The organism is Paenibacillus polymyxa, from assembly GCF_001719045.1.
Classification (GTDB): domain Bacteria; phylum Bacillota; class Bacilli; order Paenibacillales; family Paenibacillaceae; genus Paenibacillus; species Paenibacillus polymyxa_B.
The window spans coordinates 4,701,850-4,717,590 of record NZ_CP015423.1; the positions used below are offsets into that span (position 1 = coordinate 4,701,850).

Below are 15,741 nucleotides of genomic sequence, written 5' to 3' on the forward strand. Positions count from 1 at the left end.
GTTATAATATAGGGTGAGGTGAAGACATCATGCCGGAATTACCGGAAGTAGAAACCATTAAACGAACGCTAAACGAGCTTATCGTTGATAAACATATAGATCATGTCACCGTTAATTTGCCGCGGATCATTCAACGGCCCGATGATATCCACGCTTTTGCGATGGAATTGGCCGATCACCGGATTACAGGGGTTGAGAGACGCGGAAAGTTTCTGCGGATTTTGCTGGACGGGCTGGTGCTGGTCTCCCATCTTCGAATGGAAGGGCGATATGGATTGTATTCGCAACATGATCCTGTGGAAAAGCATACCCATGTCATCTTTCATTTTAAAGATGGTACGGAGCTGCGTTATCAGGATGTGCGCCAGTTTGGCACAATGCACTTATTTCCGGCAGGACAGGATTTGCTGGAAAAGCCGCTGAACAAGCTCGGTTTGGAACCGATGGACGAGGCCTTTACACCCGAAATGCTGCGTGTCGCTGTTGGAACTCGTTCGACTTCGATCAAGGCAGCGCTGTTAAACCAGTCATATGTGGTGGGCATTGGGAATATTTATGTAGATGAATCGTTGTTTAAGGCGGGGATTCATCCAGCACAGCCAGCCAAAAGCCTAACGGATAGCCAATTTCATGTCTTGCATGAAGCTATTGTCTCCACGCTGGGTGCGTCGATTCAGGTTGGAGGCTCGTCCATTAAATCGTTCGTTAATGGACAGGGTAAAACGGGCGACTTCCAGCATCAATTGCAAATCTATGGACGTAACGCGAAGCCTTGTGTTAACTGTGGCACATTGATCGAAAAATCTGTCGTAGCCGGACGTGGCACACATCATTGTCCGGTCTGCCAGCCTCTGCGCTAAACAGGCACAGTCACCCCAAGCCCATCCCTCTCATATATTGTTCCAAGTACCAATACTGCGGAGGGTTTCGGTTGTTATAAGGCCCTGCCTTCGCAATGGGAGGGAATTGGAGTGGCTAATCATTGGGGAGCCCTGCTGTTACTGGCATTTGCGCTAAGTTTGGACAGTTTCGGAGTCGGTGTTACATATGGTCTGCGCAAAATGAAAATTCCACTGTTGTCGATTGCTATCATCTCCGTATGTTCAGGTTTGGTGATCGGCATATCCATGCAATTGGGCGCATTACTATCTCATGTTCTGTCTCCTGTATATACGACCGTTTTCGGCGCTGTCATCCTGATCTGTATCGGCTGTTACTCTTTGATTCAAGCTCTGCACCGCAAAGAGGATTCGCCAGAGGATTCAGCGGAAGCCTCTCGGCGGCTGCTTCTTACAGAACAGACTGATCCAGTGAGCAGATCTGTTCTTGGAGAGAAGAAGAGTATAGAGGATGCTGATACAGAGTCTTTCCTTAGCTCAAGAAAAGATCTGTCGGCAGAAGCTTCTGTGGAGCAGCAGGAGCGAACGCTATTTTCTCTGGAGTTCCGCAAATGGGGACTTGTTATTCGGATTCTTCGAAGTCCGTCTGCTGCGGATATGGACCGTTCCGGCAGTATATCTGCTACCGAAGCGGTTTGGCTGGGCATTGCATTATCGGTCGATGCGTTCGGAGCGGGACTCGGGGCAGCTATGCTTGGTTTTCAACCACTGTCTACTGCGCTGGCTATTACGTTATTCAGTGGAACATTTTTAATTGCAGGGATGAAGGCAGGCTTCTTTCTATCAGCATTTCGATTTATGAAGGCGCTGGGTGTATTGCCGGCATTATTACTGATTATGATGGGCATATTGAAGCTGTTATGAGGTGAAAGAGCATGAATATCGGATTAACCGGAGGTATTGCTACCGGAAAAAGCACCGTGTCGGCTCTTTTGGTCGCCAAAGGTGCGCTGCTGATCGACGCAGATGCCATTGCCCGGGAAGTCATGCTTCCGGGGCATCCGGTGCTGGCGGCGGTCATACAGCATTTTGGACAAGCTATAGTGAACAATGACGGAACCCTGCACCGCAAAAAACTGGGTGAGATTGTATTCGGAGACCCTGCCCAGCGGCAGGCACTTAACGATATTACACATCCTGCTATTCGTGAGGAAATGCGTATGCGCATGGAAGCATATGAACGGGAACAGCCGGACAAGCTTGTTTTGGCAGATATCCCGTTACTGTACGAGTCCGGGCTGGAGAGCTTGTACGAGGAAATTATGGTTGTGTACGTACCACGTGATATTCAGCTCCAGCGTCTGATGCTCAGAGACGGTCTGACGGAGGAGCAAGCTGGACTTAGGCTGTCCGCACAAATGGATATTGAACAAAAGAAAAGCTTGGCCGATATCGTTATCGATAATAGCGGAACACAGACTGAGACGAAGCGACAAATTGATCAATTTTGGCAGCGGAAGGGACTTGCATGAATATTTTGCGAAAGAAAAGAGTCCTGCTCACTTTGTTTGTCGGGTTTGTCCTGATCCTGTTCCTTAATTCAAATTGGATGTCCTGGTTTTATCCAATTCAATATAAGGATGAGATTCGGCAGTATTCACAAACGTATGAAGTGGACCCATTTTTGGTGGCGTCTATTATCCGTGTAGAAACCAATTTTAAAACCAGCAAGCAGTCGCATAAGGGTGCACTGGGCCTGATGCAGATTATGCCGAATACGGCAAATTGGATTATGGACAGCGCCCAGATTCAAAAGGTTCCGCTGGACAGTGTCAAGCACGAGCCTGGCACCAATATTGAGCTGGGAACCTGGTATTTGCATAACCTATCCATAAAGTTTCAGGATAATCCTGTAGCAATCGTAGCTGCTTACAATGCAGGGCCGGGTAAAGTTCAAGAGTGGCTGGATAAGGGAGTGTGGGATGGAAAAGAAGAGTCCATTAAGCAAATCCCTTTTGGTGAGACACGACATTATGTACAGCGGGTCATTTATTACTACAGGCAATACACGAAAATTTATAATGATTTTTAAATGACAAGTTAATGACATGATGAGCCTTTTCGCTTTAAAATGAAAAAAGCGCAGGACAGGCTGTTTTTAGCAGCCCATCCATACACTTTATCTTGTTATTTCTGCATTATTACCGCGATTATTGGTATTGACCTGCCAATTGTTGTTCGGCGATCGTTACGAGGCGTTTTGTGATGTAGCCCCCGATCGAACCGTTCTCATAGGAAGTCATGTTACCTTGGTAACCATCTTGAGGAATGCTGATACCCAGCTCTTGAGCGATTTCATATTTCATTTGCTCCAGAGCGCCGGAGGATCTGCTGACTACCAGATTGTTGGAGTTGCCATTGTTTCCTTGTGCCATTGTTGTTCACCTCCTCGCGATATGGTAAACATATTATGATCCGTTTTGACAAAATTATTACTAAGAATCTTCGGGAATTTATTGGAAAAAGAAAGTGGTGAGATTATGAAATGTCCGTATTGTGCCTACAACGGCACGAAAGTGTTGGATTCGCGACCTGCGAATGATAACAAGTCCATCCGTCGTCGCCGTGAATGTGAACAGTGTGCCAGGCGTTTTACCACCTTTGAAATGGTGGAGGAAACCCCGCTCATGGTTATCAAAAAAGACGGCAGCCGTGAAGAGTTTAGTCGTGATAAAATGCTGCGCGGTCTCATTCGGGCCTGCGAGAAGCGCCCAGTATCCGTCGAGCAACTGGATATGATCGTATCCCAGGTAGAGAACGCTATCCGCAACACAGCAGCCACAGAAGTGGATAGCCAGCAGATCGGTGAGCTGGTCATGGAACAGCTTTACCCAGTGGATGAAGTCGCCTACGTACGTTTTGCTTCCGTCTATCGTCAGTTTAAAGACATCAATATGTTTATGAAGGAACTGAAAACACTATTATCTAAAGATACAGCCAGCGACTGATCGCTGACTGTATCCTTCTTGGGACAAAGTGGGAAGATGATTATATTTTTTTTATAAAAGTATTGACACAGGAATAAAAATTTTATATGATATAGAAGTCGCTTGAAACGTTGAAAAAACTTACTTACGATGGGGCCTTAGCTCAGCTGGGAGAGCGCATCGCTGGCAGCGATGAGGTCAGGGGTTCGATCCCCCTAGGCTCCACCAAACTTTTATTATGGACTCTTAGCTCAGTTGGTAGAGCAGTTGACTCTTAATCAATTGGTCCAGGGTTCGAGTCCCTGAGAGTCCATCCTTTAGAAAAAACGGCAGAGATGCCGTTTTTTTGTTGTTTATAGATCTTTTCCCAGTCTAACCGAGAATAGTTATGGGGTTTCCATTGATTGACATAATCGGCAAGGATTTTGAGATACTCGTCATTCACCAATTTTCTTGGGGCGAATACGGCTGTTAAAAAAGTTAGAGATTTTGAACGCGCGATTTTTTCATCCATCATGGAATGGTCGGCTTCAGGTAAATGAATCACGGACAGTAGCTCTGCGGGTATTTTCTGGCGGTAGACTCGCTCGGTATCCTTTACATCAACATTAATATCTTTGCCAGCCAGAACCAAGAGTACAGGAGAATGGAAGTGACTTAATTCTTCGGTGGAATCAGACCGAAAATTTTTGCCTATAAAGCTCCATCTTTCTTTGGAGATCATATCCTCAGGATCGGCTATGCTTAGGTATTCTTCGTAAAAAGCATGTTTTTTCAGTAACTGTAGAATCTCTTGATCGTAGTTCAATGTCTTTTGAATTTCTTGAGGAGTAGCTCCTTCTTGCTCCATTTCTTTTCTGGTATTAAATTGTCCTTGGGAAATCCAGTTCACGGCAGGCGATACAAGGATGCTGAATGCAATATCATGTTCCTCTTTAACGATCTTCGGAATGACCCATCCTGCTTGACTGGCTCCCCATAGGCCGATTTTTTGCGTATCAATCATCGGCAAGGTTCTCGCCCAGTCTATTGCATATCGGATCTCCTGTGCGCGGTCCTCCATGCTTTGATCCAGCCAATTGCCAGGGGCACTATTAATACCGGGCTTATTCAATGACAGGGAGGCATAACCCTTGGAGGCGAACTTTTCCCACAGTGGTTTGTATCCATCATCATATGTGTCATTAATAGGACCATCCCCATGGACAAAAACAACCAATCCAACCTTTTCCGAGTAGTTCTTAGGCAAAGCTAATGTACCTGTTAACAGCCCTTTAGGTGTCGTGATTTGTATTTTTTCTTCTGTCATCTTGTAGGAATTTTGATATAGAACAATGAGTATCAAGGCAACAGCCAGAGCTGCCGCAATATCCAAAGTAAGCTTGAATGTTTTTTTCAATGGTGCTCTCTCCTCGATTGCAATTTCGTTCCTTTCCAACTCATCAGATGCCATACAGGCTCCTTGAACCAAAAATGCCGTAACCCATTATACTTGGATTGTTCTACTTCAAACGCCAGTTTGTGATACAAACGGATAGCCCCTTGGTTCTTATGCGCTACATGAAGCGTCAATGTATGAAAACCAGATTCAACCGTAAATTGCTGTGCGAAAGCTAGAAGACGGCGTCCTATTCCCTGGTTACGATGACTTGAACGAATTGCCAGATGATCAATGTAACACTCATCTGCAGCGGGGGGATACTCCAGCGCATGCATACCTGTCAAAAATTTAAATATATTAAAGCAACCAAACTGTTTTATGAGCGGAGCCAAAGAAATGGGGGTTGTTTCAGGAAGTGAAGAGGAGGAGGGTTTCCATTTAAGAGAAAGAACACCGATAACTTCTTCGTTTTCTTTGGCTACAAATTGTTTCATAGATGTAGAATAAGGATTTTGAACCCAAACCTGCATTAACAACTGCTGTATAGCTTGATCCTCCAGTGTAACAAGAGATTGAAATTTTGCTTTAAACGATTCAACTAAAAGACTGCAAACAGCTTCATGGTCTTGTTTCTGGTATGCAACAATGTCAAAGGATTTTGCACTCATGTAACGCCCTCCAAGATTTATTCTACTTTAACCTGAATTTCGTATTGCAGCTTATTGCTGTCGAACATCGAAAGATAAGATTTTTCTACTAGGACAATCTTGCTTTGGCAGTTATATTGGTGATGAGCTACATATCGTTCCAATTGTTTGATTTCATAATCAATCTCAGGCTCTTCAATGACGGAAAGATGCTTATAAAGATAGCTGCCTTCTTCCAGAATATAGTCAGCCACATCCACCGTTTCATAACACAGCTTCACCTGTCCGGCATCAGACAAGTAATGCAGGTCATTTTCAAATAATCGAGGTGGGGCAGGGCGATGTTTAAATAAGTTTCCGGCAGTAAGCTCTTGACCATTCTCCAATGTAAACCATAGCTTTAAATGACGGGGACCTAATCGTTTTACCTGATATTCATCATTTCGCTGAGTCAGGCTATCATGTTCTTCTAGCACTTTGTGAATAAACTGTTCATGCATTTTCAAGTTAGCTATTTCAGCCTGTACCTTCTGCAACGAATGCTCTAAAAGCCGGTTATAATCATCGGCAGCATAGGAAGTCATACATTCTAGAATCTGGCCGACAGGGACGTTTAATTTGCGTAATAATAAAATATGCGAAAGCTGATAAATCTCATGAAGCCCGTACATCCGATATTGATTTTCTTCTGTATGTGATGGATACAGGATTCCCTTTTCTTCAAAATATCGCAGTTGATGTACAGATACATTCATGAGCTGAGCAAGCTGGCTGATCGTAATGTGTTCTTTCAATGACAGGACTCCTTACTGATAGTTGAATAACTCCACTATAAACCTTAGGTCAGACTTAAGGTCAATAGAAAATATCAAATCAAATCTTGGATAGGCATAGGTGTCGAGCATTTGATGCCCACACCAAGGGGAGGCTGGAGAGTTTACCTGTCGGTGATAACCCGTTATAATCATAAGATTAGTGAGCATAAACAAGATGCTCAGGATGAAGGTTAGAATGGGGAAATCATGTTGAAAACTTTTAAAAAGGTATACATTGAGATAACGAGCATTTGCAATCTTGCATGTAGCTTTTGTCCTCAAACACAGCGTGTCAAAAAATTTATTGATCCGGAAGTCTTTCGAAATGTGCTTGATCAGGTCAAACCACATACGGATTACATCTATTTGCATGTAAAAGGAGAGCCGTTGCTCCATCCGAAAATTGATCTTTTGCTGGAAAGTGCTCATGAGAAAGGCTTGAAGGTCAATATAACCACCAATGGTACCTTGCTGCCGAAGACCGGACATAAGCTGCTTGGGCAGCCAGCGCTGCGTCAGATGAACTTCTCTCTCCACAGTTTTGACGGGCATGAAGGCTCCGTGGATCGAGAAGGATATTTGGGTAATATTTTCACGTTTGTAAGAGAAGCGGTGAAACACAATGTCATTATTTCGTTCCGTCTCTGGAACCTGACTCAGGATAATTTGACTAATGTGCAGCGTCAGCGCAACCGGGAAACGCTTGAACGACTGGAGCAAGAGTTTGGACTGGACTATCGGATTGAGGAAAAGGTGATACCGGGCAGTGGGGTCAAAATCGCACCAAATGTTTATTTGAATCAGGACCATGAATTTGAATGGCCGAGCCTCAGTGCCCCGGAAGATGACGGAAAAGGCTTTTGCCATGCACTCCGTAGCCAGGCGGCGGTATTGGTGGATGGAACAGTGGTCCCTTGCTGTCTTGATGGAGAAGGTGTCATTAATTTAGGTAACGTCCACGAACAATCTTTTTCCGACATTGTGGAAGGGGAGCGTGCAAACCGTCTGTACTTCGGATTCTCCAAGAGAGAAGCGGTAGAAGAGTTATGCCGAAAATGCGGGTACCGCAAACGATTTGGAACATAATCATACAGGTGAGCTCTAATCAACAGTAGAACGAATCGCAAGAAAGATGGCCCTTTTGCAGGGCTTTTTTACTTATATTTTGATATATACATACATAATCAATGGTTTTGAACTGTTCAGAGGAAGTTAGATACAATCGATTGCTTGTGAGAATGATTATCAATTATAATAAATTTAATTCTGATAGAGCGGAATAAGAAGTGAAGGAACGGTTTGGATGGAGGCTGAGCAGTAGTAATGAAGTTGAACGATCACATTTTGCTGTGGAATCATGTTTTTATACAGGTGATGGATGTTCGTCATTAGAAGATCGAAAAAGGGGAGGAGCTACGAACCTATCGACTTCCTGTTAGTGCGTTCTTGTATGCTGTGCGTGGAAGCGCACGGGTACGGTTGGATAACAGTATTCACAGGGTAGAGCGTTTCTATGTACTGCATGGCGGAAAAGGAATGTGCCTGAGTATCCTGGCGGAAGAGGGGCTTGAATATTTCATCATTTTGTACAAGGCAACGTTGGCCCTGCCTAGTCGTAAAGAGATTGCACAATTGCTGGAAAAGGAAAATCCCTTTCAGAATCAGTATGCTTTCGCACCTCATTACCCGCTGCCCCTGTACGATCAAGTGAAGCTGTTGGAGCAAGAATGGCGTGAAGCTTCTGAACTTGGCAAACTGCATGTTAAAGCCTTATTTCATCAATTTGTATATGAGTTGTTGCAGCAGTTGTATGGGCAGGGCATCGAACCTCTTAAGCCCGACCTTGTATCGCAGGCTGTAGTCTATATGCGTGAGCATTTTAGTCGGCCTATGACACTTGATTCCATTGCGGAGGAGCTGGAATGCAGTACTGGACATTTATCAAGGTTGTTCAAAAGTAAAATGCATACCAGTCCGATTCATTACTTGGGCCAAGTAAGAGCAGATCGAGCGGCAGAACTGCTAATGCAGACGGACGCCACTTTTATTCATGCACGGAAGAGTCAAAATAACGGTCATGATGATTATGTTGTGTTTATCATTGATGCTGGGAGCTTGCTCGGCTCCGACGAATACAAATGGAAGCTCGCAAACGAAGGCTAATCATACAGCGACATCATCCAACAGCGATGGACAAGCGGCAGTGCAAGCACAGACAAGAACGGTTAAGACATTAAAAGGCGATGTGGAAGTACCTGCAAACCCGAAACGAGTGGCATCGGATCAGTATATGGGGCATCTTTTGAAGCTGGGGATTATTCCGGTGGGGGTCAGAAGCTATATGCTGAATGAGGCTTGGATTGATCGATCGGGATATCCCAAAGAGAAGTTGGCCGGAATCAAGGATCTCGGTGATTTTCCTATGGATTTAGAGGAACTGACCGTTCTGCAACCGGATTTAATTATCGGTTCAATCGAAAAGAACATCGACAGCTACCAAAAGGTGGGAACGACTGTGTTCTTGCCGTATTGGGAGGGCGAATCTACAGCGGGGCCACTGGATAAATTCCGTAGAATCAGTGAAATCTTTGGCAAGCAGAAAGAAGCCGAGCAGTGGATTACTGAATACGAGAAGAAAGCTGCAGAGGCCAGAACGAAAATTCAAGGTATCGTTAAGGACGGAGAGACGGTTTCAATTGTACAAATCGCCAATAAATCGATATATGTTTTGGCAGCGAAAGGCGGCAATTACGGAAGTCCGACCATTTATCAGATGCTAAAGCTGCCACCTACCAAAAAGGCATTGAACATGAAAGAAGGTTTTGAAAATATTTCGCTTGAGGTTTTACCCGAGTATATGGGAGATCACATCTTTGTATACGGTTCAGAAGATGAAGGGGCTAATCAGATTCTGCATAGTGAGCTATGGAAAGACCTTCCGGCTGTAAAAAAAGGACGGGTTTATATGTACGGTTCATTCAGCGATAAAGAGGATGAGTTTGTGATGGAAGATCCTTATTCATTGGAACTTCAATTGGATACGATAGTTAATCTCTTATTAGCCCACAAAAAATAAAGCTGAATACAGCTATAAAAATCGAAAATACGTTACCGATGAAACACATGATATATAGAAAAATAAACTGCTAAAAACGAGGGTAAACCTCTGTGTTTAGCAGTTTTTTTGTCGTAATTTAACAGAGGGCACTCTCTCACCTCAGTCGCTTATGGTAGTCGTTACCGCGCCATTAATGACGGCCGTTCGCTGCAACGCTCCCGTTTACAAAAAACAGTGACTATTCTCACAAAAAACGACATATTCCGACACTGGAATGCCATATTATAGGAAGTGTTGATAGGCTATAATCGTAGCAGTGAAAACGGATGGTCACAAAAATTTATTAGAGTCAGGATTGGTGGTTCAAATAATGAAGCTGGCAACAAAATTAACCTGGATGATGTTCATCATACTGCTTCTCGTAGGTTCCTCCATTGGATACTTCGGATATCGTACCGCTTATCATCAAGTGGATGAAGCTGCTGGGATCGAGCTGGTGGGTTGCGCCAATATTACGACTGGCCTTATAGATCCTGCGGATATATCGGCTCTGGTCAGTGGAGATAACAGCAAACTTGCTGCCATTGAAAACCGGATCGGCTGGATTGTAGCACATAAGCCTATTTTTAAAGAGGCTTTCATTATCTCCTTGGATGGAAAAATTCTGGCCGCCGATGCCAACTTCAAGCAAAGAGGCTATCAAGCTGGCGATTCCTTCTACTTCACAGACGAAGACAAAAAAATGATAACTACCATGAAGCATTCAGCATATTCCAAGGTTTATACATATGAAGGAACCTCGCTCAAAACCGGATATGGCCCCATTTATCAGGACCATGATCCCACCAAGCCCATTGTTGCACTGATGGCCATCAATTTTGACGGTTCGTTAATTCAGGAACGGACGTTGGATATTATTGTTCAGCCCTTTATTATTGGCGGCTCCATTTTCATCGTGGCTATCCTTGTTGTTTACCTGTTGATTCGCCATATGGTAAGTCCGCTTACCAAGCTGTCAGCCTCTGTGAATACCATAACCAAGGGCAACCTTACTCATGAACCGCTTCTTTTCAAAAGCAAGGATGAAATCGGGACGCTGGCCCGCGACTTCAACGATATGACAATGAACCTGCGCAACCTGATTACTCAGGTCAATGACACCTCTATGCTGGTCGCTTCTTCCTCTCAAGAGCTGTCTGCCAGCGCACAGGCAACGAACCGTGCTGGAGAGCATAGCGTGAATGTTACCATTGAGTTGGCCGATGGGGCGCATACCCAACTGGAGAATCTGGAAGGAAGCTATAAAGCTGTTCAGGATATGTCACGCTTCATCAGCGATATTGCCAGCAATGCAGACATCGCAATGAACAAGGCCGCGGATAATGTCCAGAAAGCACGTCTTGGCCGGGAATCGATGGATTCCACCACCTCCCAAATGGGAGTTGTCAGCGAAAGCATCGGCGATCTCTCAAGCATTATTCATACGCTTGGCAGCCACTCTAAGGAAATTGAGAACATTGTCGGCACCATCGCCAGCATCGCCGAGGAGACCAACTTGCTGTCTTTGAATGCAGCGATAGAAGCTGCGCGCGCCGGAGAAGAAGGTCAGGGGTTTGCCGTTGTCGCTGGCTCTGTCCGCAAGCTGGCCGAACGTTCTGCCAATTCTGCCACACAAATCAGCGAGCTGATCAGTCTGATTATCGCCCAAATGGACAAGGCAGGAGAAACTATGAAGCGTTCCACGGACGAAATGATGCAGGGCAAAGAGTTGATCATATCAGCCGGACGCTCCTTCTCCGAGATCGAGGTCTCCATCTCCGATATGTCTTCCCAAAGCGAGCAAATATCAGCCACAGTTCGGGATCTGGCGCTGATCTCTGAAGGGCTCGTTGAAGCCATTCAGAATACCGTAATGGTCTCTAACCATACGGCTGAAGGGGCAAAGTCCCTGTCAGCCTCTTCGGAGCAACAGCTTGCTGCCATGCAAGAAGTGGAATCCTCCGCAGCGCTTCTCTCATCACTTGCCGAGAAGCTTCAGGTGCTTGTGGAGAACTTCAAGATTTAAATATTCGGGGTTCAAAGAGAAATAAACCGCTAAAAGACGAGGGTAAACCCTGTGTTTGGCGGTTTTTTTATAGTGATTTTACCATTGCATTCTCTCAGTCGCTTATGGTAATCGTTACTGCACGCAGTCGTGGCTCTTGTTATTTTAAAATACAGCGCTAGTGTACACAGGTGGCTAATGCTCATCAGGAATGGTTACGTATGAGTTGAATGAGATTTAGAGTAGCGGTAGATAGGGGTTCGTTTTTGCGGGTACAGATGGCGATTGAATTGAGAAGCTGGATGTCTTCTACGTATACCCGGCACAGCTCGCCACGTTCTACATATTCACGCACGACCAGTGAGGACACAAAGTTGGCACCATATCCGGCAATAACTGCGGTAATCGCCTCATGAAGCCCTGTGAAGTTTAGGGTGACCTGGGGGGCGGGGGCATTATAGGTTCGACATAAGGAAAATAATCTCTCCCGTGTCGAGCTCCCCTTTTCACGCATAACAAAGGGTTCATGCATCATTTCCAATAAAGAAACCTGCTGATTTGCATACCGATGATCTGGAGCCACCACGAACCACAGCTCATCACGAAATAATTCTTCAGTCTGAATCGTATCGGGGTACTGCTCAGGCAGTCCTCCGTAGATAGCCAAATCCACTTCTATATTTAATAGCTGCTGCAAAGCATCGTTGGAATTTGTAGTGTTAATCGTCATTTCAACATGTTCATATTGTTGTTTGAATTTTGCAATCCAGGCCGGAATGAGAAAATGAGCCGGTAAATAAGTAGCCGCTAGCCGGATATGACCATGAGCTCCATCACGATAATCTTGTGAAAATTGTTCGATTTGCTGTTCGACAGCAAAGAGCCGTCTGGCGAGTACAGCAAGTTTTTCACCAGCATCCGTTAAGGCAATCCCTCTTCCTAGCGGCATGAGCAGTGTGAGAGATATTTCTTTTTCAAATTTTTTAATCTGGGCAGTAATCGCAGGTTGACTAATATTTAAAAGTTCAGAGGCACGTGTCACACTCCCTGTAGAGGCGACCACGTGAAATAAGCGTAATGCATGCAGGTTCAAGACCATACTTCCTTTCCGACAGATTCATATATGTAGATTATGAATAGAGCAAAAACATATATTATTTTTATAATAATAATTCATTTACAATCAAATTGTAAGTTAATCCAAAGGAGAGTGGAGCGAATGAATCAAACGAACACGTGGGATCAAGTAGACCAGTATATCTCGGAGTGTCTCATTCCGCATGATGCTGTCTTGGAACAAGTATTGGCTGCTAATCAAAAGGCGGGATTACCTCCGCATGATGTATCCCCCAATCAGGGAAAGCTATTAAATATCCTTGCTCAAATGCAGGGAGCGCGACGTGTGCTGGAGATCGGTACTTTGGGAGGCTACAGTACAATCTGGTTGGGAAGGGCGTTGCCGGAGGATGGAGAAATCGTTACGCTGGAAGCCAATCCGATCCATGCTAAAATTGCCCGGTCGAATATATCGTTGGCTCAGTTGGATGGAATAGTGGAACTTCGGGAGGGAGACGCTTTAGAGCAGTTAGCACAGATGAAAGAGGAGAGAGTTGACCCCTTTGATCTTATTTTTATCGATGCGGATAAACCCAATAATCCATTTTATCTGGATTGGGCACTTCGTTTTTCACGTCCTGGCACCGTTATTATCGGTGATAATGTTATCCGTGAAGGAGAAGTGGTTCAAGCTTATAGCACAGACCCTCGTGTGCAGGGAGTAAGAAAGTTTTATGATATGCTAGCTGAGGAATCAAGAATTACAGCTACAGCTATCCAAACCGTGGGGAGCAAGGGGTATGACGGTTTCGTCATTGGAATCGTTAAAGGCTGAACGCTAAGCGTCTCGATTGGCTAAACACAAAGGGGAGCAGTCCTCGTGTTTAGCCTTTTTCTGAGCAGTAGAGAAGGTGGGGACGAATTGTGCGCATAATGGTAAAATAGTACTGCTGGAAGCTTTAGAACGTTTTTGAACGTTTACTGCTGAATTCCTATGTAAGAAGAATGAATTTACATAAAAGCAGATGAAATTTCTTTGAAATGTAAACGCAATCATGCTGATTAGAGCAGGAATTCACCATTTTGTAAAAAAATGAAGTCGGAATGAATTTTTTTGAATCTTTTTGAAGAAAAATGATTGTTTTTTGTCAAGTTTGTGGTACGATATGAACAGTTGGGGGAATGATGATGCTGACGGAAGAAAGATACAAGTTAATAATACAGCGCTTACAAGAATGTGGGGTTGTAAAGTTGCAAGAATTGGCTGATCTGTTGGGAGCTTCTGAGTCAACGATTCGGCGTGATTTGATAGATCTTGAGAGCCGTCAGTTGCTCAAGCGGATTCATGGCGGGGCAACCTTGCTGAATCAGAAAAGTCAGGAACCTGGCATGGAAGAAAAAACATTCAAAAACGTTCAAGAAAAAAATGCAGTGGCCCGTATAGCAGCCAAAGAAATTTTGGATGGCGAATGTATTTATCTGGATGCGGGAACAACAACGATGGCGATGATTCCTTACATTGAAGCTAAAGACGTGACGGTCGTGACGAATGGACTATCCCACGTAGAAGCACTGGTAAGCAAAAGAATCAGAAGCTATCTACTGGGAGGGATGATGAAAATTCATACCAAAGCCGTAATCGGGAGTATTGCCCTACAAAATTTGGACAATTTTCGATTCGACAAGTGCTTTCTGGGAACGAACGGGGTGGATATGGAAATGGGGTATACAACTCCTGATCCCGAAGAGGCGCTGATCAAGCGACGTGCTCACCAGCTGTCTGGCAAAACGTATGTGTTAGCCGATTCCAGCAAAATTGGAGAAGTAACCTTCGCCAAACTGTTCGAGCTCAAGGAAGCTATACTTATTACTGAATCGATGCCAGAACGGTCACGCCGATCCATCGCTCAGAAAACTAAGATAATCGAGGGATAACAATGATATATACAGTAACGCTGAACCCTTCCATTGATTATATCGTGGAAGTTGATGATTTGAAGCTTGGTGATTTGAACCGGATGAAACGTGATTTAAAACTGCCAGGTGGTAAGGGAATTAATGTATCACGTGTACTGAACCAGTTGGGGGCAGATAGCACGGCGATTGGTTTTCTCGGAGGATTCACAGGCAGGTTTATCGACGATACATTGCGGGAAGAATCCATTAAAACTGATTTTGTAATGATCGAAGATGACACGCGGATTAACATTAAGCTCAAGCATGGCGATGAAACGGAAATTAATGGTTTGGGACCTGCGATTCGTGAGCAAGAGGCCGATGCGTTGGTGCAAAAGCTGGCGGGACTCCAGAAAAATGACATTGTCGTCTTGTCGGGAAGTATTCCACCGTCACTTGGAGGAGACTTCTATGATCGGCTGATTAGCGTATGTCAGCAAACTGGCGCTGAATTCGTCATCGACACCACAGGTGAGGCGTTGATGAAGGCACTGGTTCATAAACCGCTGCTCATCAAACCGAATCACCACGAGCTGGCTGAGTTGTTTGGCGTAACGATTCATTCAAAGGAGGAGATCGTCACTTACGGTCGTAAGCTGCTGGAAGCAGGCGCAAAAAATGTACTGATTTCCATGGCAGGAGAAGGGGCTTTGTTCATTACGGCAGATGAAGTGTATCACGCAAATGTACCAGCAGGTACGGTGAAAAATTCTGTAGGCGCAGGTGATTCAATGATTGCTGGATTCGTGGGTACGCTGTCTCTTCATGGCGATCCGATCGAAGCATTCCGTGCAGGAGTGGCATCCGGAAGCGCAACTGCGTTTTCCGATGATCTGGCTACTAAAGAGAAGATTGAACAATTACGGCCGCAAGTCACGATTTCAAAACGGTAATTCGGCTGCATCATGAGCTTATTATGCGTGTATCGACACGCTGATCGAACTTAGGAGAGTGTGAA

General features: G+C 44.8%; 16 protein-coding genes, 2 tRNA genes and 1 pseudogene. 14 read left to right on the plus strand and 5 right to left on the minus strand.

The window, feature by feature from the left end; genetic code table 11:
- Positions 1–29: 29 nt before the first annotated feature.
- The 4 genes from mutM to AOU00_RS21255 all read left to right on the plus strand — a co-directional run bounded on the left by mutM (position 30) and on the right by AOU00_RS21255 (position 2,931).
- A complete protein-coding gene (gene mutM, locus AOU00_RS21240; RefSeq protein WP_061828672.1) occupies positions 30–860 on the plus strand; it encodes a DNA-formamidopyrimidine glycosylase in 831 nt (276 codons plus the stop codon).
- A gap of 111 nt (positions 861–971) precedes the next feature.
- Complete coding sequence (locus tag AOU00_RS21245; RefSeq protein WP_069291607.1) at positions 972–1,763, plus strand: MntP/YtaF family protein; 792 nt, start codon at positions 972–974, stop codon at positions 1,761–1,763.
- 11 nt (positions 1,764–1,774) lie between these two features.
- Positions 1,775–2,371, plus strand: a complete 597-nt coding sequence (coaE, locus tag AOU00_RS21250; RefSeq protein WP_061828670.1) for a dephospho-CoA kinase — start codon at positions 1,775–1,777, stop codon at positions 2,369–2,371.
- A complete protein-coding gene (locus AOU00_RS21255; RefSeq protein ID WP_061828669.1) occupies positions 2,368–2,931 on the plus strand; it encodes a lytic transglycosylase domain-containing protein in 564 nt (187 codons plus the stop codon). The genes coaE and AOU00_RS21255 overlap by 4 nt, the downstream gene beginning before the upstream one ends.
- 118 nt (positions 2,932–3,049) lie before the next feature.
- Here the strand turns inward: AOU00_RS21255 and AOU00_RS21260 are convergent, their stop codons facing one another.
- Positions 3,050–3,274, minus strand: coding sequence for an alpha/beta-type small acid-soluble spore protein (locus AOU00_RS21260; RefSeq protein ID WP_013309613.1), 225 nt, complete (start codon positions 3,272–3,274; stop codon positions 3,050–3,052).
- Positions 3,275–3,379: 105 nt separating this feature from the next.
- Here AOU00_RS21260 and nrdR point away from each other — a divergent pair, with 105 nt between their 5' ends.
- The 3 genes from nrdR to AOU00_RS21275 all read left to right on the plus strand — a co-directional run bounded on the left by nrdR (position 3,380) and on the right by AOU00_RS21275 (position 4,139).
- Positions 3,380–3,847 carry a transcriptional regulator NrdR gene (nrdR, locus tag AOU00_RS21265; RefSeq protein WP_013309614.1) on the plus strand — a complete coding sequence of 156 codons (468 nt, stop codon included), beginning with the start codon at positions 3,380–3,382 and terminating at the stop codon, positions 3,845–3,847.
- A 131-nt stretch (positions 3,848–3,978) separates the two neighbouring features.
- A tRNA-Ala gene (locus AOU00_RS21270) sits at positions 3,979–4,054 on the plus strand.
- Positions 4,055–4,066: 12 nt separating this feature from the next.
- A tRNA-Lys gene (locus AOU00_RS21275) sits at positions 4,067–4,139 on the plus strand.
- Positions 4,140–4,226: 87 nt separating this feature from the next.
- Here the strand turns inward: AOU00_RS21275 and AOU00_RS27610 are convergent.
- The 3 genes and pseudogenes from AOU00_RS27610 to AOU00_RS21290 form a co-directional block, all read right to left on the minus strand.
- Positions 4,227–5,225: pseudogene (locus AOU00_RS27610) on the minus strand (alpha/beta hydrolase family protein); the annotation flags it as partial.
- The gene (locus AOU00_RS21285) at positions 5,222–5,875 is read right to left on the minus strand and encodes a GNAT family N-acetyltransferase (protein WP_069291608.1); all 654 of its coding nucleotides are present in this window, start codon (positions 5,873–5,875) and stop codon (positions 5,222–5,224) included. The gene AOU00_RS21285 and the pseudogene AOU00_RS27610, both read right to left, overlap by 4 nt.
- A gap of 17 nt (positions 5,876–5,892) precedes the next feature.
- A complete protein-coding gene (locus tag AOU00_RS21290; RefSeq protein WP_155765260.1) occupies positions 5,893–6,648 on the minus strand; it encodes a helix-turn-helix domain-containing protein in 756 nt (251 codons plus the stop codon).
- Between the two features lie 228 nt (positions 6,649–6,876).
- Between AOU00_RS21290 and AOU00_RS21295 the strand changes: the two genes are divergently transcribed.
- From AOU00_RS21295 to AOU00_RS21305, 4 genes are all read left to right on the plus strand, one after another.
- Complete coding sequence (locus AOU00_RS21295; protein ID WP_061828666.1) at positions 6,877–7,755, plus strand: radical SAM/SPASM domain-containing protein; 879 nt, start codon at positions 6,877–6,879, stop codon at positions 7,753–7,755.
- A gap of 369 nt (positions 7,756–8,124) precedes the next feature.
- Complete coding sequence (locus AOU00_RS27225; protein WP_237166411.1) at positions 8,125–8,832, plus strand: AraC family transcriptional regulator; 708 nt, start codon at positions 8,125–8,127, stop codon at positions 8,830–8,832.
- Positions 8,774–9,745, plus strand: a complete 972-nt coding sequence (locus tag AOU00_RS27230) for an ABC transporter substrate-binding protein (RefSeq protein ID WP_237166219.1) — start codon at positions 8,774–8,776, stop codon at positions 9,743–9,745. Before AOU00_RS27225 ends, AOU00_RS27230 begins: the two co-directional genes overlap by 59 nt.
- Positions 9,746–10,097: 352 nt before the next feature.
- Complete coding sequence (locus AOU00_RS21305; RefSeq protein ID WP_061828665.1) at positions 10,098–11,792, plus strand: methyl-accepting chemotaxis protein; 1,695 nt, start codon at positions 10,098–10,100, stop codon at positions 11,790–11,792.
- Between the two features lie 184 nt (positions 11,793–11,976).
- Here the strand turns inward: AOU00_RS21305 and AOU00_RS21310 are convergent, their stop codons facing one another.
- Entirely contained in the window at positions 11,977–12,864 is an 888-nt protein-coding gene (locus AOU00_RS21310) for a LysR family transcriptional regulator (RefSeq protein WP_061828664.1), read from the minus strand.
- Positions 12,865–12,990: 126 nt separating this feature from the next.
- On the opposite strand from AOU00_RS21310, the gene AOU00_RS21315 reads away from it, so the two are divergent.
- The 3 genes from AOU00_RS21315 to pfkB all read left to right on the plus strand — a co-directional run bounded on the left by AOU00_RS21315 (position 12,991) and on the right by pfkB (position 15,676).
- Positions 12,991–13,662, plus strand: coding sequence for an O-methyltransferase (locus AOU00_RS21315; RefSeq protein WP_061828663.1), 672 nt, complete (start codon positions 12,991–12,993; stop codon positions 13,660–13,662).
- A 353-nt stretch (positions 13,663–14,015) separates the two neighbouring features.
- Positions 14,016–14,762 (plus strand): DeoR/GlpR family DNA-binding transcription regulator, encoded by a 747-nt coding sequence (locus AOU00_RS21320; RefSeq protein WP_061828662.1) that lies wholly within the window; start codon positions 14,016–14,018, stop codon positions 14,760–14,762.
- 2 nt (positions 14,763–14,764) lie between these two features.
- Positions 14,765–15,676, plus strand: coding sequence for a 1-phosphofructokinase (gene pfkB, locus AOU00_RS21325; RefSeq protein ID WP_061828660.1), 912 nt, complete (start codon positions 14,765–14,767; stop codon positions 15,674–15,676).
- The last annotated feature ends 65 nt before the right edge of the window (positions 15,677–15,741 follow it).